This is a genomic window from Actinacidiphila glaucinigra (assembly GCF_035918135.1).
GTDB lineage: Bacteria > Actinomycetota > Actinomycetes > Streptomycetales > Streptomycetaceae > Actinacidiphila > Actinacidiphila glaucinigra.
Window position 1 is genome coordinate 1 of sequence record NZ_CP109145.1, and the last position, 26,337, is coordinate 26,337.

At 72.0% G+C, this 26,337-nt stretch carries 25 protein-coding genes; 9 read left to right on the forward strand and 16 right to left on the reverse strand.

Annotation, left to right across the window (positions count from 1 at the left end; all coding sequences use genetic code 11):
- The first annotated feature begins 695 nt into the window (after positions 1 to 695).
- On the forward strand, positions 696 to 2,435 hold the full coding sequence (locus OIE69_RS43235; protein WP_326581588.1) for an uS11 family ribosomal protein: 1,740 nt from the start codon (positions 696 to 698) through the stop codon (positions 2,433 to 2,435).
- A 32-nt stretch (positions 2,436 to 2,467) separates the two neighbouring features.
- Here OIE69_RS43235 and OIE69_RS43240 read toward each other — a convergent pair whose 3' ends face one another.
- Both OIE69_RS43240 and OIE69_RS43245 read right to left on the reverse strand, forming a co-directional pair.
- Positions 2,468 to 2,698 (reverse strand): hypothetical protein, encoded by a 231-nt coding sequence (locus OIE69_RS43240; RefSeq protein WP_326581589.1) that lies wholly within the window; start codon positions 2,696 to 2,698, stop codon positions 2,468 to 2,470.
- A gap of 276 nt (positions 2,699 to 2,974) precedes the next feature.
- On the reverse strand, positions 2,975 to 4,369 hold the full coding sequence (locus OIE69_RS43245; RefSeq protein ID WP_326581590.1) for an AbiJ-related protein: 1,395 nt from the start codon (positions 4,367 to 4,369) through the stop codon (positions 2,975 to 2,977).
- A 319-nt stretch (positions 4,370 to 4,688) separates the two neighbouring features.
- On the opposite strand from OIE69_RS43245, the gene OIE69_RS43250 reads away from it, so the two are divergent.
- On the forward strand, positions 4,689 to 5,168 hold the full coding sequence (locus OIE69_RS43250; RefSeq protein ID WP_326581591.1) for a hypothetical protein: 480 nt from the start codon (positions 4,689 to 4,691) through the stop codon (positions 5,166 to 5,168).
- Between the two features lie 138 nt (positions 5,169 to 5,306).
- Entirely contained in the window at positions 5,307 to 6,527 is a 1,221-nt protein-coding gene (locus OIE69_RS43255) for a hypothetical protein (RefSeq protein ID WP_326581592.1), read from the forward strand.
- A gap of 149 nt (positions 6,528 to 6,676) precedes the next feature.
- Here OIE69_RS43255 and OIE69_RS43260 read toward each other — a convergent pair whose 3' ends face one another.
- Positions 6,677 to 6,952 carry a DUF6225 family protein gene (locus tag OIE69_RS43260; protein ID WP_326581593.1) on the reverse strand — a complete coding sequence of 92 codons (276 nt, stop codon included), beginning with the start codon at positions 6,950 to 6,952 and terminating at the stop codon, positions 6,677 to 6,679.
- Between the two features lie 258 nt (positions 6,953 to 7,210).
- Here OIE69_RS43260 and OIE69_RS43265 point away from each other — a divergent pair, with 258 nt between their 5' ends.
- Complete coding sequence (locus OIE69_RS43265; RefSeq protein ID WP_326581594.1) at positions 7,211 to 7,789, forward strand: DUF6300 family protein; 579 nt, start codon at positions 7,211 to 7,213, stop codon at positions 7,787 to 7,789.
- Between the two features lie 103 nt (positions 7,790 to 7,892).
- Here the strand turns inward: OIE69_RS43265 and OIE69_RS43270 are convergent, their stop codons facing one another.
- Positions 7,893 to 8,321 carry a hypothetical protein gene (locus OIE69_RS43270; protein WP_326581595.1) on the reverse strand — a complete coding sequence of 143 codons (429 nt, stop codon included), beginning with the start codon at positions 8,319 to 8,321 and terminating at the stop codon, positions 7,893 to 7,895.
- A 542-nt stretch (positions 8,322 to 8,863) separates the two neighbouring features.
- Between OIE69_RS43270 and OIE69_RS43275 the strand changes: the two genes are divergently transcribed.
- Positions 8,864 to 10,105 carry a hypothetical protein gene (locus tag OIE69_RS43275; RefSeq protein WP_326581596.1) on the forward strand — a complete coding sequence of 414 codons (1,242 nt, stop codon included), beginning with the start codon at positions 8,864 to 8,866 and terminating at the stop codon, positions 10,103 to 10,105.
- Between the two features lie 56 nt (positions 10,106 to 10,161).
- Here the strand turns inward: OIE69_RS43275 and OIE69_RS43280 are convergent, their stop codons facing one another.
- Entirely contained in the window at positions 10,162 to 10,638 is a 477-nt protein-coding gene (locus OIE69_RS43280) for an LOG family protein (RefSeq protein ID WP_326581597.1), read from the reverse strand.
- Between OIE69_RS43280 and OIE69_RS43285 the strand changes: the two genes are divergently transcribed.
- Positions 10,560 to 10,760 carry a hypothetical protein gene (locus OIE69_RS43285; protein WP_326581886.1) on the forward strand — a complete coding sequence of 67 codons (201 nt, stop codon included), beginning with the start codon at positions 10,560 to 10,562 and terminating at the stop codon, positions 10,758 to 10,760. The genes OIE69_RS43280 and OIE69_RS43285 overlap by 79 nt on opposite strands.
- 44 nt (positions 10,761 to 10,804) lie before the next feature.
- Here the strand turns inward: OIE69_RS43285 and OIE69_RS43290 are convergent, their stop codons facing one another.
- From OIE69_RS43290 to OIE69_RS43335, 10 genes are all read right to left on the reverse strand, one after another.
- Positions 10,805 to 11,071: a hypothetical protein gene (locus tag OIE69_RS43290; protein WP_326581598.1), complete on the reverse strand. Its 267-nt coding sequence runs from the start codon at positions 11,069 to 11,071 to the stop codon at positions 10,805 to 10,807.
- Between the two features lie 51 nt (positions 11,072 to 11,122).
- The gene (locus tag OIE69_RS43295; protein WP_326581599.1) at positions 11,123 to 12,271 is read right to left on the reverse strand and encodes a hypothetical protein; all 1,149 of its coding nucleotides are present in this window, start codon (positions 12,269 to 12,271) and stop codon (positions 11,123 to 11,125) included.
- 111 nt (positions 12,272 to 12,382) lie between these two features.
- Positions 12,383 to 12,718 carry a hypothetical protein gene (locus tag OIE69_RS43300; RefSeq protein WP_326581600.1) on the reverse strand — a complete coding sequence of 112 codons (336 nt, stop codon included), beginning with the start codon at positions 12,716 to 12,718 and terminating at the stop codon, positions 12,383 to 12,385.
- Between the two features lie 458 nt (positions 12,719 to 13,176).
- Positions 13,177 to 14,775 (reverse strand): hypothetical protein, encoded by a 1,599-nt coding sequence (locus OIE69_RS43305; protein WP_326581601.1) that lies wholly within the window; start codon positions 14,773 to 14,775, stop codon positions 13,177 to 13,179.
- Positions 14,772 to 15,857: a bifunctional DNA primase/polymerase gene (locus tag OIE69_RS43310; protein ID WP_326581602.1), complete on the reverse strand. Its 1,086-nt coding sequence runs from the start codon at positions 15,855 to 15,857 to the stop codon at positions 14,772 to 14,774. The genes OIE69_RS43305 and OIE69_RS43310 overlap by 4 nt, the downstream gene beginning before the upstream one ends.
- A 236-nt stretch (positions 15,858 to 16,093) precedes the next feature.
- A complete protein-coding gene (locus OIE69_RS43315; RefSeq protein WP_326581603.1) occupies positions 16,094 to 16,426 on the reverse strand; it encodes a helix-turn-helix domain-containing protein in 333 nt (110 codons plus the stop codon).
- A gap of 202 nt (positions 16,427 to 16,628) precedes the next feature.
- A complete protein-coding gene (locus tag OIE69_RS43320; RefSeq protein WP_326581604.1) occupies positions 16,629 to 17,318 on the reverse strand; it encodes an LOG family protein in 690 nt (229 codons plus the stop codon).
- Between the two features lie 423 nt (positions 17,319 to 17,741).
- Positions 17,742 to 18,953 (reverse strand): ATP-grasp domain-containing protein, encoded by a 1,212-nt coding sequence (locus OIE69_RS43325; protein WP_326581605.1) that lies wholly within the window; start codon positions 18,951 to 18,953, stop codon positions 17,742 to 17,744.
- 26 nt (positions 18,954 to 18,979) lie between these two features.
- Complete coding sequence (locus tag OIE69_RS43330) at positions 18,980 to 20,083, reverse strand: GNAT family N-acetyltransferase (protein WP_326581606.1); 1,104 nt, start codon at positions 20,081 to 20,083, stop codon at positions 18,980 to 18,982.
- Complete coding sequence (locus OIE69_RS43335; protein ID WP_326581607.1) at positions 20,080 to 21,312, reverse strand: MFS transporter; 1,233 nt, start codon at positions 21,310 to 21,312, stop codon at positions 20,080 to 20,082. The genes OIE69_RS43330 and OIE69_RS43335 overlap by 4 nt, the downstream gene beginning before the upstream one ends.
- 432 nt (positions 21,313 to 21,744) lie before the next feature.
- Between OIE69_RS43335 and OIE69_RS43340 the strand changes: the two genes are divergently transcribed.
- From OIE69_RS43340 to OIE69_RS43350, 3 genes are all read left to right on the forward strand, one after another.
- The gene (locus OIE69_RS43340) at positions 21,745 to 22,032 is read left to right on the forward strand and encodes a hypothetical protein (RefSeq protein WP_326581608.1); all 288 of its coding nucleotides are present in this window, start codon (positions 21,745 to 21,747) and stop codon (positions 22,030 to 22,032) included.
- A 705-nt stretch (positions 22,033 to 22,737) separates the two neighbouring features.
- On the forward strand, positions 22,738 to 23,157 hold the full coding sequence (locus tag OIE69_RS43345; protein WP_326581609.1) for a hypothetical protein: 420 nt from the start codon (positions 22,738 to 22,740) through the stop codon (positions 23,155 to 23,157).
- A 244-nt stretch (positions 23,158 to 23,401) separates the two neighbouring features.
- Complete coding sequence (locus tag OIE69_RS43350; RefSeq protein ID WP_326581610.1) at positions 23,402 to 24,700, forward strand: aminotransferase class I/II-fold pyridoxal phosphate-dependent enzyme; 1,299 nt, start codon at positions 23,402 to 23,404, stop codon at positions 24,698 to 24,700.
- Here OIE69_RS43350 and OIE69_RS43355 read toward each other — a convergent pair.
- Entirely contained in the window at positions 24,627 to 26,171 is a 1,545-nt protein-coding gene (locus OIE69_RS43355) for a hypothetical protein (protein ID WP_326581611.1), read from the reverse strand. The two genes, OIE69_RS43350 and OIE69_RS43355, sit on opposite strands and share 74 nt — an antisense overlap.
- Between the last annotated feature and the right edge of the window lie 166 nt (positions 26,172 to 26,337).

A 26,337-nucleotide genomic window follows, 5' to 3' on the forward strand; every position in this document is an offset into this window, starting at 1 on the left:
ACAAGAGTGAAGATCCGGCTCCGGCTTTTCGCTGGAGAGGCCCGGCCCCGCCCCTGTGTGCCGCCGTGAACGGCTCACTGACGCAAGGCGGCATATCCCCGCCCCGCTGCACTCATGAGGCGGCACGCGGGCGCACAGCCGCCCCTGCGCCTCGTCCCGCGGCCCGCCCTCTGCGGGCCGCCATCCCACCACCGGCCCAGCGCAGCGGCTCCCCGGGCCGGGGGCGTGGCGCCGCGGAATGGCATCCATGCCCTGGCCATGCGGCCGGGCGTGACACTACCGGCGCTGGAGGCCGGAACGACCGGTGGGGCTGGGTTGTCCCTCACATCCCACGGTGGTGGCTGGTGGGCTGGGGCATGGGGGTGTAGGTGCCGGTGCACTAACCCGGCGGCCGCTCACTCCCCAGTGGCCGGTTCCAGGATGCTGGCGTGATGGGCGTCGGGGCGTCGTGGGTCGTGCCTCGAAGCGCGCTGTCCGTGCCCGCAGGGAGGGCACCCCGCCTGTCACGTCGTCTGCGTCCGTGACATGCCCGGTACCGGCGTGCGGGCGCAACGCGGCAAGAGGCAGGCGGCCTGCGACACGGAGTAGGCACCCGCCCATGCGGACAACGGTCTCGGCCGGGACCTGGCGTACCGGTCTGGGGAGGTCTGCGACAGTGACAGAGGAGAAGGGTGCAGGCGACGAGGGGATGCATCGTGCGGCGTGACCGGGGCGGGCTTGCGGTACTGCGGGAGAAGGACTTGGTGCGCGCGGGGGTGGATGTCCGCGGGTTGCGGCAGATCACCGTGCTGTTGGGGCGTGCGGGGGGCGGTAAGTGGCACGTGCCCGCGACGGGGACGGGGTGGCGGGTGCACTGCCGGTACGCGGAGGATCTGACCGGAAGCCCGCAGGTGCTGCTGGACGCGCGGGAGCAGGTGTGCCAGCACTGCGTCGGCCTGGTGAGCCTGGAGCCGGGTGAGGAGGCTCTGTGGTGGGCGGCGGCGGAGGTGGTGGCCGCCGACGCGGACGTGCGCAGGCTGGAGAAGCAGGAACCCGGGCCGCGGTCGTGGAGCGGGTACGCACAGGTGCTGTGGGAGGCGGCCCGGCACCGCGACGAGCGGGTCCGGCAGCGGCTGGCGGAATGGGCGGGCGATCGTGCGTTCGGTGCGGCAGCACAGCAGATGACGCAAGCCTGGGCGGCGGTGGTGGAGCGGTCGGAGGCGATGCTGGCCGCTTGGCGGGCGGCGGCTCCCGCCGCGCGGCAGGCGACCTCGGTCAGCGCGGCCTGCGATGCGGTGGCCGCTGATGGGCGGGTGCGTGAGCAGGGGCTGCAGTTGGCGGCCGCGGTGGAATCCACCCGATTCGGTGACCCGTTCGATGCGTGGGCGGCAGTGCGCCGGGGGTGGAGTGCGGCCCGGGACCAGGGCCGCGGACCGGCCGAGGCGCGGGATGCGGCGTTGAGAGCGCTGCAGGCGCGGTGGGGGCAGGCGCGGGTGCGGGACGTGACGGCGCTGCCCGAGCCGGCCATCGTGGCGGCCGCTGGGTTCACTTCGCCTGCGCGGTGGGCTGATTCTGAGTTCGCTCACCGGTGGCGAGGGTTCGTGGTGGAGTGCTGCAACCAGTTGGAGACGGCACTGACCGATGGCGCCGGCGGTGAGCCAGCGGGGGCACAACGGCTTGTGCTGGTGACCGGCTGGCCGCTGACCCACGAGGGGGACGCGGAGCTGGCCTACCTGGCGCAGTACGAGCAGCACGGGCCCGTCGTGCCGCTGGGCGGGCGCCGCCACGGCTACGGCCAGGAGCCTAATCACGCCGTGGTGCTGGCTGTGCCTCAGTTCGCGGCCCGCCACGCTGACGAGCACACCCGCGACCAGGACGGGCGGATCGTGACTGGCCCTGCCATCGCGCCGGGCGCGAGCGAGCCTGGTGAACAGGATGTGCTGGCGCTGCTGCGCCACGCCTACCCCTACCTGCCGGCCGACGCCGCCCGCGACGGCGCGGGGGCGGAGGTATCGCCGCTGGTGGCCAAGGCCCGGGCAGAGCGGCGCGGCGCCCGGCGTGCGGTGCGCGGGTGGTCGCAAATGCAGCCGGGGTCGACCGAGGTGTACAACGCGCTGGTCGTCGGCCGGTACAGCTGGGTACCCGACGACGAACCGGCCCGGGGGGCGGCAGCTGCGGAGCTCGCGGAGCTGCCGATCCACTGGATGAAGGACTGGACGCTGTGCCTGGACGTGGAGTGCGGACCGCGGCCCGACACTTCGTTGCACCGCCTGTACGGGGCGGTGATGTCCTTCGTCGCCGACTCCGGCCTGCTCGGCTTCGCGCCGACCGGCGGTCACCCGGAGATGACGGTTCCGGTCCACCGGATCGTCGCGCTGACTGGCGATGAGGACCGGCGGCGCGTCTGGGAGGTCCCCGCCCACGAACCGTATGAGGACCTCTCGCCGCAGGTCTGAGCTGACAGCCCGGCTAGCGGCGCAGGGTTTCCTCAGCCGGTCCCCCACCGGTGCGCTGCGGCACCTCGCCATTCCACCCAGCGCGGGTCGTCGACCACCAGGCCCGGCTCCGGCAGGCCGGCAGACCGCAGGATCAGCAGCAGGTCGTGGTCGGAGAACGCGGTGCCGACGTAGTCGTCCTCCATCCGGCCCTCGTGGTGCATCGTCACCAGCCGGCCGCCCCTCGGCGACAGGCCGTGCACCACAAACCGTGCGCCTTCCATGACTTCCAGCGTGCCGCACAACGATGAGCAGTGCTCGCTGGAGCGAGCGGCTGGGCGCTGCCGCGCAGTGGTGGCGCCCGCCGTTGGAGTGGAGGTCAGCACCGCAGTGCCGCGCCTTCAGATGACGGGGCTGCGTCGGCTTCAGTGTTGACGGTGCGCACTCCCGTAACCGTCACGTCCAGTGCGCGCCGGCGGGGCCCCATCTTCCCCCTTGGGGCCCCTCCCCTCGCTCCCGACACCTGTTGACGGGGCCGAGTACGGGACCACGCGACCTTTTCAGGAGTGGTCGCCGGGCGGACGGTTCAGCAGTTGGCGGAAGAAGTCGGCGACCACCGGGCGTGCGCGGTCACGGTCGCGTAGTTCGTCGTGGCCGAACCGGAACACCTCGTAGCCCCGGAACTTCAGGTCGCGGTCGCCGGCCATGGTGGCGGCGTACTTCCCGCTGTCCGGTACGGCGCCGCCGTCGCGGGTGAAGTGCTGGCTGCCGTCGACTTCCAGCACCACGCGTCTGCCGCCCGGCAGCAGCATGAGGAAGTCCATCCGCAGGTTCTGCAGGGCGTTCTCGCCGCGTTCGCGTACGGTCTTGTGGTCCCAGTGCATCCATATCTCCGGCAGGAGCGCGGGCACCTCGTGCAAGACGTCCTTGTACAGATGGTGGTACAGCCAGAACAGGTGACGCTGTCCCGGGGATTCGGGAGGCAGGGACGCCTTCATCCGCTCGTACAGACCCCGGCTCGCCTCTCCGGGGTCGGTGGTGCCGCGGGTGGCCTGCCACCAGGACAGCAGGTCGCGCCAGAGCAGCCCGTCCTTACCGACGGGCGTGTCATAGACCAGGACCTTGTCGGCGCGTTCGGCGATCTCGATGTCGTTGTCGATTGCGCTGGTGAAGCGGATGTCGGGTTTTCCCCGGCTGGCGAAGATCAGGTTGCGGGGACGACGGCCGGTGCCACGACCGGGCTGCACCAGGTAGAAGACGGGGTAGCCGTCGGCTTCGCCTTCCTGGCGCAGTAGCGCGCCCACCGGCTGCAGGTGCTCGTTGGCCAGGTCCACGAAGCGGCGCTGTGCGTGCTCGTCGGGTAGGACCGAGGCCGAGGCCAATCCCTCGAGGAAGCGCCCGAACCGGGGGTGGGGGGCCTCGAACGCGCCGAGGCGCTCGAAGAGCTCCTCGGCGCTCCAGTCGTCCCGGAATCTGATGACGTGACGCGCGATCTCGTCGCGCAGGCCGGCGGTGGGGGCGCCCCATTCCCCCAGCCAGTCGTCCCCGAGGTCCCACAGCTGGCCCAGCATGGCGAGGAAGCGGTCCGGGTATTCCAGGTAGTCGTCCAGGGCGAGGTCCTTGGCCAGCTCGCGCCGGGTGCGACCGGGAATCTCGACGTAGTGGCGTCCGAGCCACACCACGTCCTGCAGAGCATGGCGTTCGGCCGTGCGCAGCGTCTCGCTGTCCAGTACGGCCTCGGCGACCTGGGGCAGGCGGCCGTCCGGGCAGGCCTGCAGGCTGGCCGTCAGCCGTTGGTGCTTGGTGGGGCCGCCGTCATCGTTGGCGGGCGGCGGGGGCAGGTGGAGGCGTTCGCACAGCTCCGGCAGGTCCTGGTGCCGGTAGCTCTGGTACAGGGTGCCCAGGACGCCTTCGATCAGGCTCCGCAACCGCGGCAGATCCATCTGCTCAGCCATCACACGATGATGAGCCAGACCCTCTCCTGGTTCCAGACCGGGTCACCGCTCCCTGCGGCGTGGACGCCTGGCGACTTCCGCCCGGGGCGCAGCGAGGGTGTGGCGCCGGTGGGGTCCGCTGCGCGGTCCGGGACAGCCGATCGTCCCAAGTGCTGTCCCGGGTAGTGGGAGCCGCCTGTCGCTGGCCGTTGGATCGGGCTTGAGGCGGGGCACGATGGCGCCGGCGGTTGCCGCTTGCCCGGCTGTACGAGCGTCGCCCGAGGGCATCGCGGCGGCTGGTGGGCCGTGGCGATCACGGCGGCGTTGCGAAGGAGGGGTCGTGAAGTCGGTCAAGGATCGGTGGGCCGGGTTGCGGCGGCGGCGACGGGCGGCAGCGGAAGACCGGGAGCGCCGACGGCAGGTGAAGCGCCACCATCGCGCTGTCCTGGAAAAGGCTGCCGGTATCTCGTCCCTGGCGGTCGTATGCCACGAGGACACCTGGTGGATCGTAGAGCAGATCGCCTTTTCACCCTTCTTCTACACCCGATTCCCCCATGACCGGATCAAGCGCGGGGCAGCGGGCATGGTGACCGTGACGGTCTCCGGGCCACACCTGGTGCGGTGCCTGGACAAACTTCTCCAGTGGTGGCCGGCAAAAGGCCTGTTCCTCGCCCACCAGCCGGACGCCGCGGTGGCACGTCACCTGTACACCAAGATGGCCGCGCTGGTCGACGGCATCGACCCCCGCTCCTGCTGTGGCGGTATCCCCCCACTCATCGTCGACGTCGGCCTGGAGACCGGCGAGGCCGTCACCACCTGATGTGCGGTGCCTGGGGGGAATGTCAGCCTCCCGGCGGGCGGGCTCGGGTATCGCCTCCGTGGCCGTGCGTGCGCCCCTAGGATGGCCCGGCCACGCCAACCCTGATCTCTTGCGTGGCGTGGCCTGGGAAGGACGTCGATGACCGATCACGCAGCCACCGCCGCCACCGTCCGGGCGCCCGCGGACCCGGCGCTGCTGGCGCTGGAGTTCCGTCACGGCGACCGACTGCTGGACCCGGCCGGGACAGGTCTGCAGACCTGGCAGGTGTCCATCACGGCCGACGGTGAACTGGTAGGAAGCCTGCAGGCCACCCGGGGGCTGTGGTGGAAGGCTGGCGATCTGCGCGAGCGCCTGACCGACGAGGGATCCTTCGTCGCCGAGGTGGCGCAGCAGCTACTGGATCCGGACGGGGCGTTCTCCGAGAGCTTCGAGGAGATGATCGAGGTTCCGGGCAATGTGCTGATCCTCGACCGGTGCGAGATGACGCCGCCGTGGGACGACCCGCTGACGGTGGCAGGGGTGGCCGCTGCCGCCGTCGACCGGCTGACCGACAACTACTTCGTCGTGGTCTTCCCCCGTGACGGGGCGCCCGGAAGTGTCGGCGCGCAGTTGTTGGAGCAGGCCGGGACGCTGCTGGCAGCCGTCGAGTTCAGCGATGAGCTGCTGATCTTGGACACCTCGATGGCCGCTCCCGAGCAGGCCACCCGCCGTGTGCGGGATCGCCTGGAGGACCGGGCCCGGCGTGGGGGTGTGGACCTGGAGGACCTGGACGAGGAGGACTGGCCCGAGGACGAGGAGCATAAGGTCCTCACCTCGCGGACGGCAGCCGTGCTGCGCCTGGCCATGGAGCAGCTGTCGCAGGAGGCGTGGCAGGAGGTCGCCGCGTTGGGCGACGAAGTGCTGCCGCGCGGCGCGGGCGGCTTGTTCGGTGCCCTGCCGCCGGTGACGCTGCAGCAGGACGGCGGGTGGCGGCGGCAGATGGCGCGCACCTTCGATGACCTGGCCGCTGACCTCGCCGACGGCGATGTGGTGCCGCTGTGCACGGGTGAGGAGATGGCTTTGCATCTGGGCATCCGCCGGGCCAAGAACCTCCATCGCACTCGGCCCCGGCTGGTCGCTCAGGCCGTAGAGGGGTTGCCGGCCGCAGCTCGTGACTTCGACTGGTACGCGTGCTCCGACCTGCTGTTTGAGGATCACGACGTGCTGATGTTGTTCGATGACGCCCTGGACGGCATCGAGGACAGCGGTAGCGACGTCAACCAGGCTCTGGGCATGGTCAACATGGCTCCGCTGGACTGGTTCAGCCCGTTCGACGAGGATCACGCCCGCGACCCAGAGAGAGGCTTCCGCCACCCCTGACGCCCACGGGATCGCCCAACGCTCCACCGGCCTCGCGCGGCCGGTGCCCGAGCGGAGCTGGGCGCACCAGCAGACCGCGCATCCGGCACCGCCCCACCCCTCCGCTGCGCCCTGGCGCTGAGCGGCAGGCAACTACCGGAGCGTGGCGGTCACAGGTCTTGCTCGTACTGGCCGCTGGGGAAGTCCGCGTCGATGGTGACGTACTCGTCCGCCGGTTCGCCCGCAGTACCCACTTCGCGCGTGCCGGTCGCCACGCCCGTGACGACGTAGCGGTCGTCGACGGTCTGCGCCGGGTGGGGCGCGGGGTCGTCGGGCACCGCGATGTGCAGCGGCATGTCGTCGGGGTACGCCGTGAGGGCCTCGCGGAGCCGGCCAACGGTCCATGCCTGGACGGTGTGGGTGTAGATCTTGGCGGTCACGGTCATGGTCGCTCCTGCTCTCTTGAGGTGGGAGCAGTCTCCCGGCAGGCGGTGGCCGTCACGACGGACACGGCCCGTCACGTCGCGCTGATGGCCCTGTCGATGTCGTGCCCGGGGCGCCGGGTACGGACGAGCCGCAGGCCGGGTGCGGTGGGTCCCGGCCGGGGCGCGCAATCCCCGGTTCGGATCAAGTCCGGGCGAACCGGTTGACCCGCTCGCAGCGCAGGCCTTGGATGGCAGCCTGAGCCGACCAAGGGGGTACGCGTGAAGGCCCGGATCCATACTTCTGGCGACCTGCCGCCCTGCTCACGCTGCCACGGCCCGCTGACGATCAGCGTGGACATGCCGCAGCAGGACGACCAGGGGCAGCCGATCCACCTCGAGCTGTGCCGGGCCTGCGACGCCGGCAAGGAAGCCGCCGACGTTCTGCTGGCTTGGTTCGCCGCCGGCGGCGGACACGACCCCGCACGGTTCGAGGAAGGTGCGCGCCTGCTGATCACCTGGCAGGAAGAAGCCATGGCCGTCCACGGCTGGGTCCTGGCGGCACCCCCGGACGAGGACGACATCACCCGCCTCAGCCGCGAACGCGACCTGCTGCGCACCCGGATCGAGCATGCCGCACCGGACGAACGCCGCCGCCTGCAAGAACGCATCCGGGCCCTGTCGGGCGACCTGGCCGCCGCTTCGGCCCCGGACGGCCCCGCCGTCTTCGGCGACCCGCGGCACATGCCACCGCACGTGACCCCTCCCGGCCCGCTCTCCCCCGAAGCCGAACAGCGCCTCCGTGACACCTTCGACCGCCTGTCCGCCGAGGAGGCCCACGAACGCGAGCACGGCGACTGACCGACGCGGCCCCCGCCACAGCCGGGCCGGAACGCCGGGCGCGACGGCCACGAAACCTCCCGCTACCGGTCGTCGGCCCACTCCGGCACAGGGGCCCGGTCGCTCATCGCCCGCCGGTGGCACCGTCCTTGGAGCGGCGCGCCGTGCGGGCATCGGGGCTCCGGCCGACCTGCTCGGTCACGAAGTCGACCTCGGCCTCACCGAACGCCGTGCGCACCCCGGAGGGGGTCATGCCGGACGCCTCGGCCAGATCCTCCAGCTTGTAGGGGCGGCTGCCGTGGAACGCCCGCCCGTAGGCCAGCAGTCGGCGGATCTCCGCCTCGGCGGCTCGCCGCCGTGCGCGGGCGTCGCTCAACGCCACCAGCAGCGGATCGGCCTCCAAGCCGTCGGTGGCCGCCTCCAGACCCACCGCCTCCTGCGCGCGAGCCCGTTCAGCCTGCTCCAGCGCATCAGGGAACAGTTCTGGCGGCGTGACGTCCTGCGGCCGCGGCAGCGGATGACGGATCGCTGCGATGTCACCAATCACATCCATAATGCGACCATCGCAAAAAACTGCGCACAGCGCAATAGATCCGGCGGGCCCAGCCTCGAGCGGCCGCTGGTCCGCAGGGGCACGTCGACTGCGGACGACCAAAAACGGGGACGGGGCCCCGAGCGGTGCCCGGGCCCCCGTCGAAGGTCAGCGCCAGATGTGCACGGTGACCTGGCCGATCACCGCGGTGCAGCACGCCGCCGCACCAATACTCGGAGGGAATGGCGCACAGATGCCCGCCCGCGCCCCCCAGTAGTCCATGGCACACACGATTGAGCGTTGCCTGGGGCAATCGCGCCCCCTGTCGCTGTCGCCGCTCTAGGCTCGATCCCCTACTTCATGCAGTGGGTACGCCAGCCAGGGCCATGGAGCCGTCAGCCCCGGCGGCCGATCCGGGGTGTTAGGAATATATGTACTCGGACTGGAGAAAAACGGATAAGTTGGCGTTCCTGCGAGCCGTTGACGCCGTCACCGGACTCCTGGCTTCCCCTGTTGGCTCTGGCCCCGCCGCGCGGATCATTGTCCAGCGGATGGTGGCGCGCATGTTCGAACTCCTCACCACCGGGGACCCCGACGAAGAGGCAGACGAAGCGGAAACAGCCTGCAATCTGCTGGTACCTGAGCACGGCTCCAACGAACAAGCAACCCGGGCATGGCTCGCGCAGATCCTGACTAACCGGGCGCTGGGCTACAACGAGGAGTTCGCGGAGTACACCGGCACCGACTACGGCTGCATCGACCTGCAGGAGCATCACGCGTGGGCGTTACTGTCCCTCGGCCCGCTACCGCGCCGTTTGAGGCTGCTGCAGACCGCCACCAAGTCCACGGCGGTCTCTCTCAGCCGGGCGCTGGACGTCGGGAAGCATCAGATCGACCACTGGGCTTCCGGGCGGTCGGCTCCGCGCCCTGAACGGCGCGAGGCCCTGGCAGCCGCACTGGGTGTGCATCCGGCGTGGCTGGCCACCGACCGGGACGACTGCGCGGACTCCCCGCTCTACGTCTATGCCGCGTGCCCCTGCGGTACCAATGCGGGTTTCACCTCCGGTCCGCTCGAAGGCGACAGCCCCCGCTACATCCAATCGCTGGACTCGGTTCAACCCGTGCAGTGGTGCGACGGTTGCGGTCAGCCATATCTGTCTTCGGAGGGGTTGCTCATGCCCCTGCCGGTAACAGACGAGACCATGACTCCTGGAGAAGCGGCGCTCGCCCGCGGCGAGGGGCCCGCTTACAGTGCGGCGCTCGTGGACGGCCCAGAGCTGGGCGAGCCATGGCCGCACGGCCTTTGGAGTCCCGGCGCCACCCCTCGGGAACGCGGCGCAGTACGTGTCCCCGACCTCCTGAAGAATCCCCCCCGTATGCCCGAAGGATCAGCTGGCCCGTCTGTTGCTGTCCCACAGCAGCCGCGTCGCTCATCTGCGGGCAGCAAGGCGCGCGGCGGGCGTGATGCGGTGCCCCCGGAACTGGTTCACCAGGAGATCGCCTCGCAGACCTTCCATCCCGGCGGTCGTGTCACCACCGAGCGCGCTCCGGCGGTCTGGACGCTGGCTCATAAGGGATACAGCGGCTCGGGCCGCCTGGATGTGTGGGTCTACTACTCGGAGAAGGAAGCCTTGCGGGCGGGCGCGGAACTCGCGATGGCCTGTGGGATGGACGAGGACGCGGCAGCCCGCGCGTACTTCGCCGCCGGTTGCTACCGGGAGGCCATGGCCCGCTACGAGGCCACCCATGGCGAAACCCACCTACTCCGAGTCCAGTCCGCCTTCGTGCAGGACCCCGGGGAGTGAGTGCTGTCCGGTCGGGCGTCATTTCCCCGAGCACGGCGCCCTGCCAGTGCATGCGGTCAGGCGGCAGTGGTGATGTCGTCCTCAGCCTCTGGGGCGGCGGGCACGCGGGCGAGCAGCGTTCGGATCAGCTGTGCCAGGTCGTCGTCTGCCAGCAACATCTCGTCCAGGGGTAGATGGTCGTGGAGGGCGAGGAAGCCCTGCGCGACCGCGGTGCGGACGAACGTGACCAGGGGGCGGTAGAACCCGCCGGTGTCGAGCAGCCCGACCGGGCGGGGCGGGAACACGGCCAGCGCGCTGCCGGACCACACGTACGCGAGCCCGTCCAGGGTGCCGAACCCGCCGGGCAGCGCGATCACGGCATCTGCGGCGCTGGCGAGGTGCTTCTTGCGGGTGGCCATGTCCGGCACGATCCGCAGGTCGCTCAGCCCGGCGTGAGCGACGCCGAGGGCAGGAGATGGAGGCCTGGATACGTGCTCTGGGCGTGGACGGTGCCCGCACCGCGGCCTCGTGTGCGCACTGGGGGTTGCCGTCATCGAGCCTGGACATCGTCGTCGACCGGCTGCATGTGCGCCGGCGGCTGCGAGCCGGGAAAACGGTCACGGCCGTGCTCGCCCTGGCCGCGCAGTACGGCGTCGACCTGCACCTCACGCCCTGACGGTCCGGGCGGTGGCTGGCGGGGAGCGGCGGGGCGTCAGGAGATCAGCGGATGTCGCCCCGCCAGTCCCAGAACCGGGTGCCGCCGTCGCCGGGTCGCGGCCCGTACACGCTGCGGCCGCCCAAAACGTAGCGGCCGATCTCCGTCCGCAGTGGCGCTCCGGCGGTGCGTTCGGGCTCCGTCCATCCGGTGATGTCCAGCAGCAGGCCGTCGAGCGGACCGCCGACCAGCTCGCGGTAGACCCGCCGCGGCCGGGGCCAGGGGGCATCGTGATCGGCGCCGTACACGCGCCGCCGCACCGCATCGTCCATCCGTCCACGGTGCCACCGGCCACGGACATCCGCTCCGCCTGCGGCCAGGGGCTATGCGGGACCGGGCCCGTGGCTGCCGGGCCGCTGCTGGGCGATGTCGTGCCCGGCGGGATGGGCTCGCAGGGGCCGATGCCGTGCGGTGGAGTCCTCTCGGCGCTCCCGCGATGTGCGTCCTGTGCTCGTCTCCTGGCCGGTGCAGGGTTCGTGGCCGCTCTCGCCGTCGGTACGCGGTTCGGTGAACTGCTTGTTGCGGTCGGCCCCGTCGGCGCTCAAGGTCGCCGTGGCCGGCTCGGCGGGGCCGTCACCGGCGGTCATTGGTCGTGTGCCCGGCACCGGCGTCTCGTCGGGGTGGTCCGGGGTGGTCCGGCGGGCCCGCGACAGCGGGGCGCTGCTGGGCGGCGTCTGCGGCATGCGTCGTTCCCGGGCCCAGGAATGCAGTCGCCAGTGCGTCAGGTCGTGCTGGTCGAGGGAGGTGCGGTAGCGGCGGGCGCCCTCACCGGCGACGACCTGCTCGGCCATCGCGGCGAAGACCATCGTGGTGTCGGCGTAGACCTCGAGCATGATGCACAAGGACTCCACCATGCCCTCGCGGCGCAGCCGCAGTTGTTCGGCGGCCACCGGTGAGGTGACGGTGGCCAGGTCCTCGTCCAGGGCGTAGATCTGGGCGGCCAGGCGTGTGGCGGCCTCGCCCAGGGGCCGGGAGCGGTCCGGGGCGGGCACGGGCGGCTGCGGGGCTGGCCGTCCGAGGAGATCGTGGATCCGCACCGCGTGCATGCGGCCTGCCAGGGCATCGAGGGTGCGGTTGCTGTTGTCGTGGCGGACGACGATGAGGTGCGCCGCGGTGCGGGCCAGGGCATGCAGCGGCTCGCGGGCTGCCTGATCGCGCAGCACGTCGGCGTGGACGGCCAGGACGGCGCCGGTGAGGTTCGTCGGCAGGCTGGAGGGGTCCTCGGCGGACAGCAGGGTGCAGGCGACGCCGGGTTCGAGCGCGGTCACGGTGGTGGCGATGTCGTCATGGAGCGCGGGCGAATCCACCACGGCCAGCGGAGCACCGATGTCGGCGGCCAGGCGGGCTCCGGCGCAGGCGAGGATCTCGCGGCCGCCGGCGCCCGTGTCGTACTCCACACAGCCGCCTCGCTCGGTCACCAGCGCTGTGACAATCGCGTCGATCTTCGGATGCTGCAAAAAGCTGGTGTCCATGGTCGGCTCCGTTGCTCGGCTGGCCCGCAGCGTATGCGCGTGCGCTGCTGCCCGGACGAGTCGGAGCTGCCTCGGTCCCTCTCCCGGTCTCCGGATCTTGGGGGCGTTTCCTCAGGCGGAACGCCCGCTGTCCCGGAGGCGCTGACAGGCTGGTCGCGCGCCTTGGGCCCAGGCGGCGAACTGGGGTGTCAGGCAGGAGGGAAGCAGCCGGCGGACTTCCACCTCGGCTGCCCGCCACCACGGGCGGGCGTCGCTCAACGCCACCAGCCGCGGATCGGCCTCGAAGTCGTCGCTGGCCGCCTCCAGACCCACCGCCTCCTGCGCACGAGCCCGTTCCACCTGCTCCAACGCGTCGGGAAACAGCTCGGGCGGCGTGACGTGAGGACGCAGAATCCGTGACGCCCCGCTTGTCACGCCTTCTGCGTCCATGACAGCGCCCGCGGTCACGTCGTCAGTACTTCCCTTACGCCGGGCTCAGGAGCGGTTCGTTCGGGCGGGGTGGGGCAGCATCATGCCGGAGCCGCGGGCAGGGGTGACGCACTCAATGCGGGGTGACGCTGAGGTGACGCACCTGGTGACGCAGTCTGGTGCGGTCTATAGGTGCTCTGACCTGTTGTTTTGATGCCCTAATGGTGCTCGCGGTGACGCGGTGACGCACTTTCCGGGGATCTCTCTACTGCCTCATCCCCTCTTTTTTCTTGAACAGAGAGATAGCCGCAGAGTGCGTCACCGCGTCACCGTGCGTGTCAACCGTCTCGGAAAGTTGCAGGTCAGCTTGCATGTTGGCGGGCGCAGAGTGCGTCACCGAGTGCGTCACCGGTGCGTCACCAGAATCCGAGTGCGTCACCGGGAAGACGAAAGCCCCCGCTACGCGGGGGCTTTGCGGGGGCTGTGTGCGGGTTGGGTCAGGTGTCGGCGCGTGCGATCCGGACCGGGCGTCCGGTCTTGGTCCGGGGGAGCTTGCGCACGTCGACGCCGCGACGGCGCAGTGCGGGGGCGGCGCGCTGCAGGCGGCTAGACAGGACCGCTGGCGTGCGAGGCCAGTCCACGGACAGCGGCGGGGGCCGCAGCAGGCCGAGCAGGTGCGCCGCGGGGCCTTCCCAGGCCCACGGCGGCTGCTGCGACATGGCCCAGCGCAGTACGGCCGTGGCTACTTCGTCGCCGTCGATGACGTCGTCGATCAGGGCGTCCTGCACGCCGGTGTACGTGGAGAGGGTGTTCCAGCCGGTGACGGCGTCCAAGGCCCAGAGCATCTCGGCGAAGTCCGCCATGCGGGGACGTTCTGCGAGCTGTTCGGCGGCTGCGGGCAGTTGCTGCCAGACCAGGGCGGCCAGGTCGAGGAGTCCGCCGAGGATCTTGGGGTGCGCCGTGGCGTAGGAGTCCCACAGGTGGCGTTCGGTGCGCCGCTGCCGGCCCGGGATGGGCTGCAGTTCGATGGGCAGCATGCGCTCGGCCAGGTCCTCGCGGAGGGCCCCCAGGTCGATACCGGTGAGCAGTACGGGGCGCTGGTAGAGCACGACGGCGACGTCGTCGTCGCTGTAGAGCTCCCTTTTCATCAGGGCGTCGCCGGTGACGACGCGGCAAAGGAAGTCGCTTAGCCAGGGGGTGAGGCCGCTGAGGTTGTCCAGGGCGAGGCACCAGCCGGCCGCTGTGGTCACGGCAAGGTCGTCTTCGGACTTGGGTACGGAGCGCAGGTGTGCGTCGAGTCCGTCGACCAGGCGCAGCATCATGCGGCCGCCGGTGCTCTTGCCGGTGCCTGACTCGCCGGTGAGGTAGGCGACGGGGCGGGGCATGCCGGGGCGCAGGGCGGCAAGTAGCCAGGCGACGGCCATGGGGGTGGACTCGTCGCTCATTGGCAGAAGGCCGCGCAGTATTTTCACACTTTCCTGCCAGCCGCCTTGGGGGTGCTCAGGCTTGGGCATTTCGCGCAGCAGGCGGGAGCGGCGCCATAGGGGGCCCTCCAGGGGGTCGGGAGCCAGCACAGCCCAGCGGCCGGGTTCGATGCACACCGATTCGCCGTCGGGGCGTCCGAGGTCGAGCCAGGTGGTGTGGGGGTCCTCGGGGTCGGGGGCTACGCGCAGGTAGACCTCCTGGGTGGGGCTGTCCATCGCCAGTGCTTCGAGGGAGGAGATGGCGTCGGACAGCGCGGCCTGGGAGGGGGTGCGGCCGGTGCTTAGGACGAACTCCCTGATCAGGCTTTGCCGTAGGGAGCCGGTGCCGACCCCGCCGCCTTTGGAGCGGATGGGGCGGGCGATGGGGCTGCCGTCGACGGCGATGGCATAGGTGGTCTGGTCCCAGCGCACGAAGCGGTAGCCAGTCTCCCCGAGCGCCCTAAGGACGTCGGCCTGGGACATTTTGCGGGCGCGCGTGTCCTCCTCAGGGGCATCTTGGAGGTGACCGGTCATGGCGGCCGCGGCATCGGCAAGCGCGCGGGGGGCGTGCGCTTGCGGCGCCCGCCCGGTACTGGGCGGAGGCACGGTGGGGCTGGCGGTGGTCTCGCTCATGCCCTGGCTCCGATCTGACGCGGGCGGCGGGAGCCGGCCTCGATGCCGCGTCGGATGGTGTCCTGAGCTTTGCGTTCCGCCGGGTCGATCCCAGCCGCCTGGGCGGCGTCGGTGAGAGCTTGGTGGACCTCGGCGCGGTCCAGGCGGCCTGCGCCGACGAACTGGCCCAGCGCGAATGCCGAAGCGTTCAGCTGGTCGTTGCGGCTGCCCTGGGAACTGCCAGCGACCGCCTCGAGTTCGGCACGTACCGCCGAGGCGACGTAGCCGCGGCCTCCGGCGCTCTTGGGCAGGGATACCCCCAGGTGTCCGGCACGGGCGTGTGGGCGGCGCTTGAGGCCGACCCGTGCCAGGTCGTTTGCGAGCCAGCGGGGCAACTGGGCGGGGGTTCGGCAGGGCCCGACCGGCTTGTAGAGCCCGGCGCGGGTGCGGGTGCCGGGGGCCACGGCGTAGGACCGGTCGGCGCGGATGTCGATCTGCCAGCCCAGGCGGCCGCGGGAGTCCATGAACCACTGGGAACCGTCGTTGACCTGGTACCACAGGTGCAGGCCGCCGGAGGGGGTGCACACGCTGAAGGTCTGTGGCGGGTCGGTCAGCAGCGGGGCGCGGCGCAGCTGGCATAGCAGGGCCAGGACGTCCATGCCGCTGCGGATCGTCGTGTGGTCGAAGTCGTCGGGCAGGGTCAGGCCCGGCAGCAGCCGCTCAGGGTCGGGCGGGGTCGACTGGTGCATGTCGAGGTCGACGATCAGCAGGTTGGACAGGCCTGCGGCGATACCGACACCGAAGTGCGGGTTGCGTCCCCACCAGGCGTCGATCAGTGCCCGATCGGTGGTCGCGGCCCGCACACCGTGGCAGTACCGGCCTGCGGCGATGCAGCGGCACTCCTGCGGCGTGTGCGGGATGTGGTCGGGGTTGGGCTGCCCGCCGATCGTTTCCCGGCAGTGGATGCAGTTGGCCGGGGGCACCTTCAGCCCGGGCGCCAGCGGGTGGACGTACCAGCCCTGCTCGGCGCACCAGCGGGCGACGGAGTGCGGCGAAGCGCGACCGGGGTCCTCCCGGCCGGGTGTTGCTGTTGTGGCCAGCACCGATTCCTTTTTCCGCCGTGCTGACCCCTGGTCCACCCTCACGCCCCGTACGGCGGCGTCCCATGCGGGCACTCCCCCCGTTACAGTGGGGAGTGCGCCTGGGGCGACCCGGGCGAGGGTGATGCTTGTACAGGGCATCACGGCTTGTTCGGGAAGGGCCCGCGGCGACCCGTGGCAAGGAGAACGCGGAACACCTTCTTGTGGCCCGGGACCTTCGGTCCCGGGCCCGTTCCATGTCACGCAGCGACGACCGCGGTGACCGGCGGCTTGAAGTGCACCGGCTGATGTCCCTTGGCGGCACGCAGCTGGGCAACGCGGTCCTCGGGCAGCGCTGTGAGGACGTCGGACAGGTCTGACAGCAGGCACGAGGGCGGAATGCCCCAGTGGGTTGCGATCTTCCCGAGTTCGGGGACGCTCCACTGGGTGGTGCCCGACAGGCGGCGCCCCACCAGTGCTCCGGACAGTCCGATGGCACGTCCCAGGTCGGTGTTGGTTTCGCAGGTCAACGACAGAACTGTCCTGATGACCTTGCGGAGTTCCACTTCGACGGGATGTCCCCGGTCAGCCATAGCCCCTCCCGTGTATCGGCGAGCCAAAACAGCACGCCCCTGCACTTTTTGTATAGCTCGGCCGACCATACATCACAGAAAGCTACTTTCTGAGCACCCCTCGCCCGGAGGGTGACGCAACGTTCACGAATCCTTTGCGTCAGCAGGTCGCGGCGGCGTCCGGCGGCTGCCGCGACACGCCCGGATCCCTGGCCCACGAGCGTCAAGCGGCAGGGTGGTGCAGGCCGTTCGTGGCCTGCACGTGGGACAGCACGGTCTCGACGAGTCGCTCGGGTGTGTCGTCGGTCAGCAGTAGATCCTCCAGGGGCAGGTGGCCGTGGTGGGCGAGGAACCCCGACGCGACGGCGTTACGGACGAACACGGTCAGCGGGCTGTAGAAGCCGTCGGTGTTGAGCAGACCGACCGGCAGCGGCGGGCACAGGCCCAGGGCGCTGCCGGACCACACGTGCGCGAGCTCGTCCAGCGTGCCGAAACCGCCGGGCAGAGCAACGACCGCGTGTGCGCCGGCCACGAGTTGTTCCTTGCGGGTGGCCATGTCCGGCACGATCCGCAGGTCGGTCAGGCCGGGATGGGCGACCCCGAGGGCCTGCAGGAAGTCCGGGATGATGCCGGTGACCTTGCCGCCCGCCGCCAGCGCGGCGTTCGCGACGGTGCCCATCAGCCCGAGCCGGCCGCCGCCGTACAGCACGTGCACGTCGTGCTCGGCCAAGGTCCGGCCGATTGCCGCGGCGGCCTGCAGGTAGCGGTCGGACCCGTCGGCGGCGCCGCAGAAAACCGCGACGGTCAGCCGGGTACCGGGCGCCCTGCCGGGCCGGGCCTGGCTCCCTTCGCGTGGCGTGCCACCCCGGGAGAGTGGGTGGCTGCTGCCCGATCTGACGGTCTCCGACGCCACAGACGGAGGATGGGTCATGGTCAGGCCTTTCGCGAAGGGAGCCGGAGCCCCCCGTGCCGGGACTCTGGCATCGTGCCGCGGCCGACCAGGGGTGAGGGTGTGCGCGCGCAACATCTCCCGCCCAGTGGTGCAGTATCTGCCGACTGCGTTCCACCGGGCGGGAACGCAAGGTTGCGATGGCTGGGCCACCCGAACGGTCCGGCCAGCCTCCCGGACGCGCCGTCGTAGGCTCCGAAGGCCCGCGCGGGATGCTCACCAGCAGCCGCTCCGGCGGCGGTCCGGGCGCCGTGTCCCCGAGAGCCCGGCGCCCGGACCAGCCTGCGTGAAGTTTGGCCCGGCCCGGCTGCGGCGGTCGGTCGGAACGGCGGGCCCCGATGCGGCTGGTCTACCGAAGGTGCCTGAGCCTGCGTTGAGGGCATGCGGTCAGGACGCGGCAGCCAGTGCCGGCGCGAGGCTGTAGTGGAACAGGGAGTCGGTGGCCCGGATGGACTCCTCGACCGCGTCGGCGCTCTCGCCGAAGAAGCGGAAGGAGGCGACCAGGCGCTCGTAGACGCTGGGCTCGTCGAAGACGGTGCCGACCTCGGGCAGGTCCTCCGCGTACAAGCCGGGCAGAGTACCGATGAGGGAAGGGCTGCGTTCGGTCAGGCGCAACCCGTACGGGCTGGGCAGCATGAGGTTCCCCGCGGACAGTTCCGGGTTGCGGCCGGGTACCGTGCGCGGGCTCTCGCCGAGTTGCAGCCGGACCCAGTCGGCGACCAGGTCGACCCCGTAGACGTCGCGGATGGTGTACGGGATCGGGCCGCCGCTGACCCGGGCCGCGGCTTCCAGGAAGACCGGCTGGGCAAGGGTCTCGAACGCCTCGAGGTGGAAGACGCCGCTCGCCAGCCCGAGGTGGGTCACGCAGGCGACGGCGAAATCGGCCATGGCGTCGGCGATCGGCCCATGTTCGACGACCGAGCCGATCGGCGCGTTGCGCTGGGAGAACTCCAGGCAGGTACCGATGTACCGCGACGGGTACACCGCCAGCGCCTTGCCGTCGTGCAGCAGGCCGTCGATGTGCCAGACCGGCGCCTCGATCCACTCCTCCACCTCGTAGCCGGTCAGGTCGACTCCCCGCAGGGCCTCGGCGGCGGACTGGCCGTGCCGGATCCGGTAGCAGCCGACGCTGCCCGCACCGTCGCGCGGCTTGACGATCACGCCGCCGGTGCACCGGCGGGCGAAAGCGGTGACGTCGGCGATGCTCGCGACCGGCTCGAACCGGGGTACGGCCAGACCGGGGGCGGTGGCCAGGAGGGTCTTGGCGGCCGCCTTGTCGCGGAACGGCGTGAGGTCGCAGACGCGGCTGCCGGGTACGTTCCAGCGTTCCCGCAGTGCGGCGCCGGTCAGCAGGTCGTACTCGGACATGGCGATGATGCGGTCGACGCCGCCCATGCGGGCGCGCAGCGTCTCGGCGGCCTGCTCGACGGCCGCTGTGTCGGCCAGGGAGTCCAGCTCGACGGTGCCGGCGGCGGTGGCCGGGATCATCGGGACATGGCTGGGGACGGTGACGTAGGCGACCTGGTGGCGGCTGTGGTCGATCACGCCGCCGAACGCAGCGAGTTCGTCGTCCCACCGGTTGATGATCAGAATGCGCACGATGGTCGTCCTTTTCGGGGTGCGGGTCAGGCGGCGGGCCGCAGCCCGGCGCAGGCCTCCATGGCGTGGCCCATCGCGTGCAGGGCGCGGGCAGTGGCCGCGTCGCGGGCGGGGAAGTAGGCGAGGGTGCGCAGGGCCACCGGGTGGAAGCCGGCGGTGCGCTTGTAGCGGTAGTTGGCCCGGCCGGCGTCGATGGTGGTGGCGCCGAGGTCGGCCGCCAGGTCCACGGCGGCGAGCATCAGGCCGGTGTAGGTGTGCAGGGTGCGCAGCTTCGGGTAGTCGATGCCGGCGGCCCACAGGTAGAGGCAGTCGCGGTAGTGGAAGCACAGGAAGCCGCCGGCGAGGTTGCCGTCGTGTTCGGCGGCCAGCAGCAGCACGCCGGGGATGTCGGCGACCGCCGTGAAGATGTCGGCGCCGTACATGCTGCCGCCGTTTTTGAGGGCGGCGGCCTCGGCGAGGTCGGTGAACTGCGGCAGATACGGCAGCATGGCCCGGCCGTGCAGGGGGCGGAATCTCAGGCCCTGCTCGATGCCGCGGCGCCTCTGGCGGCGCATCTCCTTCGCGTGCTTGGCCGACGGCACGGTGGTCAGGAACCCTTCCAGGGAGCCGTGGACACTGGCGGTGTGGGCCAGGTCGAAGAACAGGTCGGCGTCCGGGCGGCAGGCGGCGGTCCACCGGTGGGCGAGGTCGGTGGTCAGGCCGGGCACGACCAGTGCCTGCGCGCCCCACTCGCGGGCCAGGTCCACCCCGGCGCTCACCGCGTACCGGATGGTGTCCGCGTTGGCCGAACCGGCGCCGCCGTACTCGCCGTAGGGCGTTCCGGCGTACACCACGGGCGCGTTGAAGACCGGGCCGGTGGCGGCGTCCCGCTCGACGGCGGCCCAGTACGGCGAGTGTTTGACCAGGTAGTAGGAGACGAGGTCGCCGGGGCCGGTGCCGTCGGTCAGGTGCAGGTGGCGGTGGGCGATGACCGGTTCGGTGGTCACCTGCTCCCACGCGGATGCCCAGGCGCGGCTGGTGGAGATGTGGCGGCCGGGCGTGGTGGGCGGGGCGTCGGCGGCGTGGGCGTACCAGGTCCCGGTGGTGTCGTGGGTGGTGCGCGGTGCGGGGCGGGTGGTGGTGACGGTCACTTCGGACTCCTGACGAGCTCAGGCTCGGGGGCGGGCGGCTGGGCGGGTTGGGGGTGGTCGAGGACCTGGCGGTGGCGCCGCAGGCGGCGGGCGGCGCAGGCGGTGACCGCGGCGTGGAGCACCGCGACGGTGATCAGTGCCGTGCCCAGCCGGTCGGCGGGCACGAGTGCGAGGACGGCGCCGCCCAGGGGCATGGGCGCGATCAGCACCAGGACCATCAGCGCAACGGCCGAGCCGAACACGCGGGGCGGCAGCAGGCGGGCGCGGGCGGTGCGCAGGGCGACCATGGCGATGCCCTCGCACGCGGCAAGGCCTGCCAGGGCGGCGGCGTAGGCGAGGTAGGAGGGGGCGAGTCCGGCGGCGGCGGTGGCCAGCGCGCCGCCGACGCTCGCGGTGATCGCGAGGCTGCTCAAGCGGACGCGCTTGAGCAGGCGGGCGCAGGCGGCGGCCGCCAGCAGTGCGGCGGCGGCGCTGGCCGTCCACACCGCGCCGGTGGCCGCCGGGGAGTGCCCGAAGTTGGTGACGATCACCGGGGTGGCCGCCTGCAGCAGCGCGGCCATCAGGTTCATGCTGGCCAGCGTGGCCAGCAGCCACGCCAGCGCCGGTAGCGCCTTGAGCGCGGCCGCCCCGCCGCGCAGGCCCCGGCTGTCCGTCTCCGCGGCGGGCTGCGGCTCCCGGGAAGCGGGGTGGGGGCGGGCAGCGACGGTTCGGGTCAGGGCGGCGGCCGTCAGCGACAGCATCGCGATCAGGCCGAGGCCGTACTGCGGGCCGAGCAGCAGCAGGGCGCCGCCCAGGAGCGGGCCGGTCAGGATGGCGCCCTGGTCGATGGCAGTCTGTGCGGCCTGAACGCCCGCGGCGCGGGGGCCGGTTGCCACCGTGGCGCCCAGTGACTCGGCCGCGAGGTAGGTGATTTCGGCGGCCACGCCGCAGCCGACACCGACCGCGGCGATCGCCAACGGCCCTGCCCCGGCCGCGTACGCGGCCATGCCGCACGTGACCAGGCCTCCGCGGGCGAGCGCGGCCACCAGCATCACGGTGCGGGCCGGTACCTGGTCGACCAGCGGGCCGCCGACGCCGATCGCCAGCAGCCGCGGCAGCCACTCGGCGACGAAGACGATGCCCGCCCAGGCCGTGGAGCCGGTCACCTGGTACACCACGACCGGCGTCACATACGCCGCGACCGACGTAGCCAGCCCGTCGCACGCCCGCAAGGCGTGCACCCGGGCCACCGCCGGACTCCACCTCGTCGCACGATGCGCCCTGGGGGCGGCGGCCGCCGCTGCGTTGTGCGCCATGGCCGCCGCTCTCAGGCCGCTACCGGTACGGGAGCGGCGGGCTGGCGGGTGCGGGTGCAGGTCACCGGGATCGACGTCCTTCAGGTCGGCGAAGCAGAGGCGGGGCGGAGCCCAATGTGCCGCCCTGGCGGTGAGCCTGGTCAGGTCACGGGCCGCCCGGCGCAACGTCCGCCGCCCGGTACCAGGGCCCGGCACGGCATTCCGCGCCCGTGTCCCGCCACCAGGAACGCCCCCGGTACCGCGTTGCCGGCATCGATCGTGCCGAGTAGAGGCCGTCGCCTTCACCGATGTCGGCGCGGGCTGCTGTCAAAGGGGCGCCCAGCCCAGCGAAGGGGTGACAAGTCACCTGCCCAGAAGGGGGCTACCTTGCCCACCCTGATCACGTCCCTGCTCACGGACGGCCCGCGCGCCATCAGTGCCCTCATCGACCTCGGCGTCCCGACCGCGGCCATCGCCGTCTGCCTGATCCTCCTCTGCACGGCACTGCTGCTGTTCGCCGCTGCCACGCTGCTCCGCCGCTGGACCGAGGCCCGGGCCGTGCACGCCCTGAGCCGGGCCGTGGAGAACACCAGCGGCGGCAGGGCCCTGCCCCGCCGCCGGACTGGCCGGATCCGGCGGCGGGCGCTGAGCCGGGCGCCCCGCCACAGGAGCTGACGCTCCCTGCCGCCCAGGCCGCGCGGCAGCAGGAACACCGTGGGCCCGCACCGCTTGGTGCGGGCCCACGCACGGTCCGGTGCGGCCTCAGGATGCGCGCCCTGCTCGGCCGGACAGAGGCCGGCTCCCTTCGCACCGGCCGCCCAGGAGCCATAGCGGCATCTCCACGGCGGGCTCGAGGCGAAGGGAGCCGGACCAACCCCGTGCACCGCATCGTGTCTGGCCCGCCGCCGCTGTGGTGGTGTTGGACCAGGGCGTCCCGCGCGATGCCGCTCGGATCGCGTTGCCCGCACCGTCCCACGGGGCAGCGCAGCACCGTCGCGACCGTTTGGTCCTGTCTGTCGGTGCGGCCCTGCCTCTGTCGGAGTCGCCCGATACCGTCACCGACGTGAGCAGGCACCGGGCCTTCGGTGCCGACCGGCGCCTCGCGTGCCGCAATCCACGACCATCTGGCAGGGCAACCGCATGAGCATCGTTCCCGCACGTGACGTCGCCCGGCCCATACCCGCTTCGCGACGGCCGAAGAACTCAACCGTGCGCCATGGACAGCCCTCGTGCGCGGACTACGGCTGCCGCCTGGTCGTATGCCGGCAAGCGGCGCGACGAGCACGCCGTCAGCGGGACGCGGAGCTACGCGAGCGAGGAAGCGCCCGGGTGGCCCCCGGGCCGGCAATCGCGTGGGCGCAGCGGCTGCAGGTGCGGGGAATGTCAGCCCAGGACATCGCCGACCGTTCCGGGGTCTCGGTGACCTTGGTCCGTCGTCTGCTGCGCGGGGTCAGCCGGCCGATCGCCCGCACCACCGCCGACGCCGTGCTGGGAGTGGTCATGCCGCCGCGCCACCTGCCGGCCACACCCGGCCTGGCCAGTGCCAGCGAGGCGTCACGGCTGCTGGCCGATCTGGAACGCGCCGGATGGCCCGCCACGTTGCTCGCCCGGCGTCTCGCCGTGCATCCGCGCACCATCGCCGAGATCCGCTTCGCACGCCGCACGCGGATCCACCTCGACCTCGACGTCCGCATCCGCGAACTCCACAGGCACCTGATCCCCCTCGACCCGGTCAGCGAGGGCGTACGCGCCGTCGACGTCGCCCGCATCCGCACCCTGGCGCAGCGCCGGGCCGCGTAGCCGCCCAAGACGCCCGACGCGGGCTGCTACCAACTATGGCCGGAGTACGTCCTCGGCCGGGGTCCAGCCGCGATTCGGCTGGGTGTTGTTCACGCCTCCGTGCCGCAAGGCGGCACGCGTACGGGGATCGCCTGCCCTCGGCTCCCGCCTGGCGGACCGGGCCGCGACGTCAGGGCCGCGAGGGGCGGATGGGGCGATAGACGGAAGCACACCATCACCGTGCCGAACGCCCTGTGGAGCCCCCGTGAGAGCGAGTGTCGTACCCGTCCCCACCATCGCGGATCTGGCCATCCGGGCGCTGCCCTGGAACCCGGCCGATCACCTGAACCAGGCCGCCCGACGCATGCGAGGGCGGCAGAGCCGGACGCTGGGCTTCCCCGGCAACGCCAACGTCGACCTGAGCGCCTACGGTTCGCTGCTGAGCGTGCTGTTCAACAACGTCGGCGACCCGCAGTCCACCGACGCCTCCAACATCGGCGCCAAGCCGTACGAGCTCGCCGTGCTGGCTTACTTCGCGCACGTCGCCGGCGCCGACCCCGCCCAGGTGTTCGGATATGTGGCGTCCTCGAGCAGCGAGGCGCTGCTGCACGGCCTGTACACCGCGCGGCAGGCGCTGCCGGACGCCGTGGTGTACGCGTCGGATCAGGCGCACTACAGCGTGGCGCGGGCGTGCGAGGTGCTGCGGGTGGAGATGGTGACGGTCGCCTCGCGGCCGGACGGCAGCATGGATCCGCAGGATCTGGCCGACCAGGCGGCGCTTCGCGCGCGGGGGCGGATCTACCGGCGGCGGGTGGGGGCGATCGTGGTCGCGGCGTGCGGGTCGACGATGCGGGGCGCGGTCGACGACATCCGTGAGCTGCGGCGGGCGGCGGCGGTGGCCGGGCCGGTGCACCTGCACGTGGACGGCGCCGGTGGCGCGCTGATCGCGGCCCACACCGACCCGGCGCCGCGGTGGAGTTTCGCGGACACGGCCGACTCGATGAACATCAGCGCGCACAAGGTGTTGGGTCTGCCGGTCCCGGCCGGGATCTCGCTGGTCCGGGCCGAGTTGGTGACGGCGGCCGACAGCGGCGAGTACCTGGCCACCACCGACCACACACTGGCGTGCTCGCGGTCCGGGCTGGCGGTGCTGCTGCTGTGGGCGCGGCTGCAGGAGCTCGGGCAGACCGGGGTGGCCGCCATGATCGGCCGGTGCCAGGACGTCGCCGCCTACGCGGTGGAGCGGCTGGCCGAGGCCGGGGTGAACCCGAGCCGTTTTCCCGGGTCGCTGACCGTGTGCTTCGACCGGCCCCCGGCCGCCGTGGCGCGTCGCTGGCACCTGGCGTGCGAGGGCGGGCTCGCGCACATCGTGACCACCGGTCACGTCACGCGTGCCGCCATCGACGAGCTCGCAGCCGACCTCGCCGGTGCCGGGCGGGGAACCCGCCCGGAGCCGATCGGGCTCGGGGGCCGTGTGGCGGCGCCGCCGGTCACCGCATCCCGGGGCCCGGTGCCGGTGCAGGCGGCGCGGTCTGCGCGTCAGGGCGCGTCGCGCGCCGGGTAGACGCGGTCGGAGCGGCGACCGGCGCGACAGGTCGGGTGAGGGCCTCGGCGCGCTGGCGGATGCTGTCGGCGTCCCACGGCGTGGGTGGGGCGATCCGGTCCAGTCCGTCCAGTGCGGCCTGCAAGCACTCCACGTCGCCGGGGGTCGAGCCGATCCGGTGGGCGGGGACGGGCTGCTGCTGCAGGTAGGTGAGTTGCCCGGTCAGGAACCGGCGGGCGCGCTCCGGGGTGCCGAAGGCCTGGGCGAGGCGGGCTCCGGCTTGCGCGACGGCTATCTCGACCATCTCCTGCGGCAGCGTGTCCGGGTGCGGGAGGCGGGTGAGCCGCCCCAGCGCGTCGTGGACGAGGTGCAGCATCGCGGCCCGGGTGTCCAGGTAGGCGCGGGCGGCGACCACGGCTTCCGGCGCGGCTCCCAGCTCGGAGCCCTCGGCGAAGGTCGCCTGGCGCTGCTCGCGTACCTCCCGGACCGCCAGCCCTGCGCTCACCGAGGCATCCCGCCAGGAGTGGGCGGCCGACGTCATGGCCAGCGACCGCTGCGGGGCGGTGATCGCATCCTGCAGCCGCTGCGCGTAGCCGGTGCGGCCGGTGTGGAAGGCGGCGGTGTAGTCGCGCACGATGTGCCGGGCCAGCGCGAGTTGCTCGGCGCGTTGCTGGTCCAGCACCGGTGGGGCCGTGCCGGTGCGGGCCGCGGTGTCCAGGTCCCTGCGGTAGTCGCTGATGTCCGGCTCCAGGACCGCCCGTAGCCGCTGCGCGTGCTGGTCGTGCAGCGCCACCAAGTCGATGAGCCGGTCGGTGCTGTTCCGCAGCACCGGCACGTGACGGGCCAGGAAGTGCAGCTGCTCCCAGTCCTTGAGGTACTCATCGCGCTGCCGGGGCGTCTCCAGCCGTTCGAAGATCTGCCCCATCTGTCCGGCGGCCTCGGCTACCTGTCCGGTGACGGCGGCTTCGTCGTCGCTCTCGCCCATGCCGACGATCGCCGCCTCGAGGATCGGCATGGGCGGGGAGCCGACCAGCTCCCGCCAGTGCAGGGCCCACGCGGCGGCTGCGGCCAGCACCTGCTCCCCGGCGCGGGGCACCGCGGCGGCACGCTTGGCCATCCACGCCCCGAGCAGCTCGTTCAGCTGCTCGCGGTGTTCCTCGCCCAGATACGTCGCGAGCTCACCGGGGGTGTACTCGCGGACGTTCCCTTCCGGGCTGCGGGCCAGCAGGACCAGGTGCTGCCGCCCGTCGTCGAGTTCCATCCAGCGGCGCAGCGCCTCCAGCGGGCCGGGGGCCATACCGGCGAGAGTCAGACGGTCGAGGTCGAAGCCGGGCCGGTCGGCGCCTGCACGGCCCGGCGGATGCTGGTCGGACGCGGTCTGCGGCCCGGTATCCGGGCCGGCCACGGCCACGGCGAACACCCCTGGCTGCAGGCCCTTTAGCCAGGCTGGGACGAACACGGGGACGGCAGGCGGGGGTGGCGGCTCGCTCATCGCAGGCCCTTCTGGTCAGCCGGGCCCGCACGGCCCGGGAGTCGGCGGCTGGCCCAGCATGATCCGTCGCCGTGGCGGGCGGGGCGTGCGGCCTGCGTTTGTCCCGCGTGACGGGAAATGACAGTGCCCGGCGGTCCGCAGGACGGAACTTGCGCGGCAGCCGGCT

Coding starts and splice junctions, on each gene's coding strand:
- OIE69_RS43240 (WP_326581589.1), bottom strand. CDS start 2,698: ATGGAAGGCGCACGGTTTGTGGTGCACGGCCTGTCGCCGAGGGGCGGC.
- OIE69_RS43245 (WP_326581590.1), bottom strand. CDS start 4,369: ATGGCTGAGCAGATGGATCTGCCGCGGTTGCGGAGCCTGATCGAAGGC.
- OIE69_RS43255 (WP_326581592.1), top strand. CDS start 5,307: ATGACCGATCACGCAGCCACCGCCGCCACCGTCCGGGCGCCCGCGGAC.
- OIE69_RS43260 (WP_326581593.1), bottom strand. CDS start 6,952: ATGACCGTGACCGCCAAGATCTACACCCACACCGTCCAGGCATGGACC.
- OIE69_RS43270 (WP_326581595.1), bottom strand. CDS start 8,321: ATGGATGTGATTGGTGACATCGCAGCGATCCGTCATCCGCTGCCGCGG.
- OIE69_RS43275 (WP_326581596.1), top strand. CDS start 8,864: ATGTTCGAACTCCTCACCACCGGGGACCCCGACGAAGAGGCAGACGAA.
- OIE69_RS43285 (WP_326581886.1), top strand. CDS start 10,560: ATGGAGGCCTGGATACGTGCTCTGGGCGTGGACGGTGCCCGCACCGCG.
- OIE69_RS43280 (WP_326581597.1), bottom strand. CDS start 10,638: ATGACGGCAACCCCCAGTGCGCACACGAGGCCGCGGTGCGGGCACCGT.
- OIE69_RS43290 (WP_326581598.1), bottom strand. CDS start 11,071: ATGGACGATGCGGTGCGGCGGCGCGTGTACGGCGCCGATCACGATGCC.
- OIE69_RS43295 (WP_326581599.1), bottom strand. CDS start 12,271: ATGGACACCAGCTTTTTGCAGCATCCGAAGATCGACGCGATTGTCACA.
- OIE69_RS43305 (WP_326581601.1), bottom strand. CDS start 14,775: ATGAGCGAGACCACCGCCAGCCCCACCGTGCCTCCGCCCAGTACCGGG.
- OIE69_RS43315 (WP_326581603.1), bottom strand. CDS start 16,426: ATGGCTGACCGGGGACATCCCGTCGAAGTGGAACTCCGCAAGGTCATC.
- OIE69_RS43345 (WP_326581609.1), top strand. CDS start 22,738: ATGTCAGCCCAGGACATCGCCGACCGTTCCGGGGTCTCGGTGACCTTG.
- OIE69_RS43355 (WP_326581611.1), bottom strand. CDS start 26,171: ATGAGCGAGCCGCCACCCCCGCCTGCCGTCCCCGTGTTCGTCCCAGCC.